Raw genomic sequence first — 4,054 nt, forward strand, 5'->3', positions numbered from 1 at the left:
GCGCGGGCCTGCTGGTTCCCGCGCCCGGGCCGCGGCCGGTGCTTCAAACCAATGCCCGGCCCGCAGGCGCGCGCACCGTGCGCACACTGATACGGCACCGCACGCAATTGCAAGGTCCCACCGTCACCGTCGCGGTATTGGCTGCCGTGTCGAGTGCACTATCCGGTCAATTGGGCGATGCAGCGGCAGCGCTGGGCGCCGAAGTCCCGATGGCCAAACCCGGTGTGCGCCAGGCGCATAACCACTTCGCCAACGTGACTGTCGGACTGTATCCGGATTTGAGTCGACAGGCCCGAGTGGACCGGATTGCCGCCGACCTGGCCGGCGCCCGTCGCCGCTTTGAGCACCCCGCGGTACAAGCCTCTGACCGTGCCTTTGCCGCGGTGCCGGCTCCGCTGCTGCGGTGGGGGGTTAGCCGTTTCGATCCCGATGCCCGACCATCCCAAGTGTCCGGTAACACCGTAGTGTCCAGCGTCTACCGTGGACCTGCCGATTTGCGCTTCGGCGCCGCACCGGTGCTGTTGACTGCCGGCTATCCGGCCTTATCACCGGCGATGGGCCTCGTTCATGGCGCGCACGGCATCGGGGACACGGTCGCGATCAGCGTGCACGCCGCCGAATCCGCTGTCGGGGACATCGACGAGTATCTTGCCAGGCTGGACGCCGAACTATAGCGAAAGCTACCCCGCATCACCGGATTTGGCTTCGGACTCACGGGTCAGGCCAGCGGCGAGGATCAGCTCCTCATGCAGCTCGAACCACACGGTGTGGTAGGAGTCGATGAGCGGTCGGGACAACCAATGCGTCTCGCCGGCGTGCACGTTGTCCAGCGCCGCCTGCAGTTTGGTCGAGTAGCGGCCCAACCGCGGCAACTGTGCGGCCGCAGCCGCGACAATCGGCGCGACCCGCTGATGCACGCTATCGAGGCGGGCGACAACCGCGGCGTCGTAATCGGCCTCGTCGTGGGTGTTCGGTTGGCCGTTCTTGACTTGCCAATCGGTGACCAGTGCTTTGAATTCGGCGTTGACGGCGCGGAAGTCGGCGTACACGGCGGCCAGCGCCGCTGTGTCGATGTGCTGACGCTCGGCGGCCAGCAATTCCGACAGCCGGGCCCGCCCGTCGGGGCTGAGCCGCAGCACCTTGCCGTCGATCAGCAAGCCGGACTGGGTCAGACGCTCGACGCTGTCAACGAGGTCGTCCGCGTCGTCTCGGAGCGTCGCGGCCAAATCATCAAGGCTCACCCGGCCCTTGAGCCGGACCGCTTGCAACACGGTCAACTCGCTCACGTGTCCTCGCTGAGTCGCAGCGCGGCCAGCATTGCGAGCAGCGGGCTGGCTGACACCACGTCGGTGTGGCCGCTGGCCATGGCGGCGCGCACTGCGTCATCGGCATGGCTCTCCAGTCGGGGGTAGTCGCCGCTGGCATGGCCACGCAAAGGGCTTACCAGGCAGGCGATCTCGGCCAGCTCACGCAGCTCTGGCGTGTTGTCTTCCGACCAGGCAGTCAACTGCAGGTTTCCGTCGCGCACTTCGCCTTCGTTGCCGTCGACGGTGACCAGTTTGCCGGCAAGGGATTCGGCGATTCCGCGGCCGCAGCCCACCACCGCCACCCGGCCGAGCTCACGACTAACCACGGCCGCGTGGCTGGTGGCGCCGCCAGTTTCGGTAACGACGCCGCGGGCGACCAGCATGCCGTGAATGTCGTCGGGGCTGGTGTGGTTGCGCACCAAGATGACATCCTCGCCGCGGTCGGCGGCGTCGATCGCGGCATCCACTTCGGTATAGGCGCGCCCCGAGACAACGCCGGGCCCTGCCGGTAGGCCAGTAGCTAAAAGCGATGCAGTCAAACGGTGTTCCGGCTGCAGCGATGGCTGCAGCAACGCCTCCACATGGGCCGGCGTCACCCGCCGAAGCGTCTCGGCGTCGTCGATAAGGCCGTCACGGCGCAATTGCAGCGCCAGGCGCACCGCGGCCTGGGCCGAGCGCTTCGCCGGCCGCGTCTGAAGCAGCCATAGCGTCCCGTCTTGGATGGTGAACTCGATCTCTTGCACGTCGGAGGCGAGTCGCTCCAACGAGCGTGCGGCGGAAATCAATTCGTCGTACACAGCCGGTTGCTGGTCGCGAAGCGCGCTGATCGGTTCTACGTCGACCGTGCCGGATACCACGTCGTCCCCTTGGCTGCCGGGCAGCCACTCGCCGAACTGCTCGTTGGCACCGGTCATTGGGTTGCGTGAAAAGACAACGCCGGCACCGGAACTGGTGTTGATGTTCCCGAAGACCATGGCCTGTATTACAGCCGCGGTGCCGCCCCGGTCGTCGAGCCCGTGATGCGCGCGATAAGCGGCGGCGCGCTGCGAGCCCCACGACGCGAACACGGCTTCGATCGCGGCGCGCAACTGCAGGTACGGGTCGGCAGGCGCGTCGCGGCCGACGGGCGACTCGCTGAACCGGCGTCGGGTGTCGCGAGCGAACGCAACCGTCCCCTCTGCGGCGAGCGCCTTCGCGACGGCGTCGTTGATACCGAGGTCCAGCACTGTGTCCATCATCCCGGGCATCGACACCGCTGCCCCGGAGCGCACGCTGACCAGCAGCGGATGCGGTCCTCGTCCGAAACTGCGCGACGTCGCCTCCTCGAGCCACCGGATTCCGTCGAGCACGTCATCCCAGATCGCGTCGATCGTCGCCTCGGGTTCGGTGAGATAGCGTGCGCCGACCTCCGTGGTGATGCAGAACGCGGGCGGTACCGGCAGACCGTGGCGGCGCATAGTGTCGATGCCGTATCCCTTGTGGCCGAGGATGTCCGGCGAATACTTCGCGTCGCCCGCCAGCGGTAGCACCGGCGGTGCGATCGCCGGCTTACCCGAAGCGCATCCTGACACGCACCGAGGTTACCTTCCGGCAAACTCCTGACCGCGTCCCCGGGGTGTCAGGAGCGCAACAGGCCGAAACCGAAGTTTGTGCCCAACCCGCGCCGCAGCGCCAGGTGGATCCAGAGCAGTCCATACGGCTCGAGCAGCCGGGCTAGCGCCAGATCGCCGACGTCGAGGGCTTCAAAACCGAGCTCGCTGACCAGGCCCGCAGTCACTGACTTGGCCTCGTCATCGTCACCGGAAATGAACATCACCGGTTTCCCGGGCAGTTGTGGCCCGTCCATCATCGCCGCGCCGATCTGGTTCATCGCTTTACAAACCCGCGCGCCGCGCGCCCACGTCGCGACCTGTTCCGCGCCGGATGTGCTGTGCCCGATCTCCAGTCCGGAGAAGTCGGGGGTCAGCGGGTTGGTGCAATCAATGAGGATTTTGCCGGACAGGTCACCGCAGGTCTGCACGGCCGGCTGAGTGCTCGGCCACGGCGTGCACAGCACCACGACTTCGGCTGGGGCGGCGGCTGATTCGTTGGTCGTGACTGCTTCGAGCGACGCGTACTTCGGGTCATCCGGGTTGCGGACACCGAACGCAACATCGTGGCCCCGGTTGCGCCACGCGGTGCCTAGTGTGCTGCCGACGTTGCCAGCGCCGATAATCGCGAGTTTGATCTCGGGCTCCTTTGCGATCGTATGCACGGGTGTTTACCGACGCTATGTTGAACCTCAGGACCGGACAAGAACGTACTTTCAGGTGGGTAGCTAATCCGGAGGTTAGGGTGGACGAGAACTTCGAGTGCCCGGTCGAGGCCACGCTGGCCGTCATCGGTGGCAAGTGGAAGGCCGTGCTGATCTTCCACTTGATGACTGACGGTCCGCAGCGGTTCGCCGAATTGCGGCGTAAGACCCGCGGGATCAGCGAGCGAATTCTGTCGCGCCAACTGCGAGAGCTGCAATCCGACGGAATCGTCCATCGGGAAGTTTTTGCCGAGGTGCCACCGCGGGTCGAGTATTCGCTGACCGAATACGGCGAATCGCTAAGGCCGGTGACTGAGGCGATGTGCCAATGGGGCAAGCGGCATATGGGGGCCGGCGCGGCATGATCTAAGTTGGCGTCTATGACTGCCTACGATCTCGGGTTACTGATCCTGCGGCTGGTGCTGGGGTTGACCCTGGCAGCTCACGGTTATAA

At 65.9% G+C, this 4,054-nt stretch carries 5 protein-coding genes and 1 pseudogene; 3 read left to right on the plus strand and 3 right to left on the minus strand.

The window, feature by feature from the left end; translation table 11 throughout:
- The coding region (locus tag WBF82_RS23225) for a WS/DGAT domain-containing protein (protein ID WP_424385280.1) at window positions 1-674 on the plus strand (674 nt) is incomplete at its 5' end.
- Between the two features lie 6 nt (window positions 675-680).
- On the opposite strand, the gene WBF82_RS23230 is transcribed toward WBF82_RS23225, so the two are convergent.
- The 3 genes from WBF82_RS23230 to WBF82_RS23240 all read right to left on the minus strand — a co-directional run bounded on the left by WBF82_RS23230 (window position 681) and on the right by WBF82_RS23240 (window position 3,561).
- A complete protein-coding gene (locus tag WBF82_RS23230) occupies window positions 681-1,286 on the minus strand; it encodes a MarR family transcriptional regulator (RefSeq protein WP_424385281.1) in 606 nt (201 codons plus the stop codon).
- Window positions 1,283-2,836, minus strand: coding sequence for a pyruvate, phosphate dikinase (locus WBF82_RS23235; RefSeq protein WP_424385283.1), 1,554 nt, complete (start codon window positions 2,834-2,836; stop codon window positions 1,283-1,285). The genes WBF82_RS23230 and WBF82_RS23235 overlap by 4 nt, the downstream gene beginning before the upstream one ends.
- A gap of 89 nt (window positions 2,837-2,925) precedes the next feature.
- Window positions 2,926-3,561 carry an NADPH-dependent F420 reductase gene (locus tag WBF82_RS23240; RefSeq protein ID WP_424385282.1) on the minus strand — a complete coding sequence of 212 codons (636 nt, stop codon included), beginning with the start codon at window positions 3,559-3,561 and terminating at the stop codon, window positions 2,926-2,928.
- A 17-nt stretch (window positions 3,562-3,578) separates the two neighbouring features.
- Here WBF82_RS23240 and WBF82_RS23245 point away from each other — a divergent pair, with 17 nt between their 5' ends.
- Together WBF82_RS23245 and WBF82_RS23250 are read left to right on the plus strand one after the other, a co-directional pair.
- Window positions 3,579-3,965 (plus strand): winged helix-turn-helix transcriptional regulator, encoded by a 387-nt coding sequence (locus WBF82_RS23245; protein ID WP_424385284.1) that lies wholly within the window; start codon window positions 3,579-3,581, stop codon window positions 3,963-3,965.
- A 15-nt stretch (window positions 3,966-3,980) separates the two neighbouring features.
- Window positions 3,981-4,054: pseudogene (locus tag WBF82_RS23250) on the plus strand (DoxX family protein); the annotation flags it as partial.

Origin of the sequence: Mycobacterium sp. (genome assembly GCF_049673265.1) — a bacterium.
Classification (GTDB): domain Bacteria; phylum Actinomycetota; class Actinomycetes; order Mycobacteriales; family Mycobacteriaceae; genus Mycobacterium.

Excerpts from the sequence above, each read along its gene's own strand:
- WBF82_RS23245 (WP_424385284.1), top strand. The coding sequence starts at position 3,579 with ATGTTGAACCTCAGGACCGGACAAGAACGTACTTTCAGGTGGGTAGCT.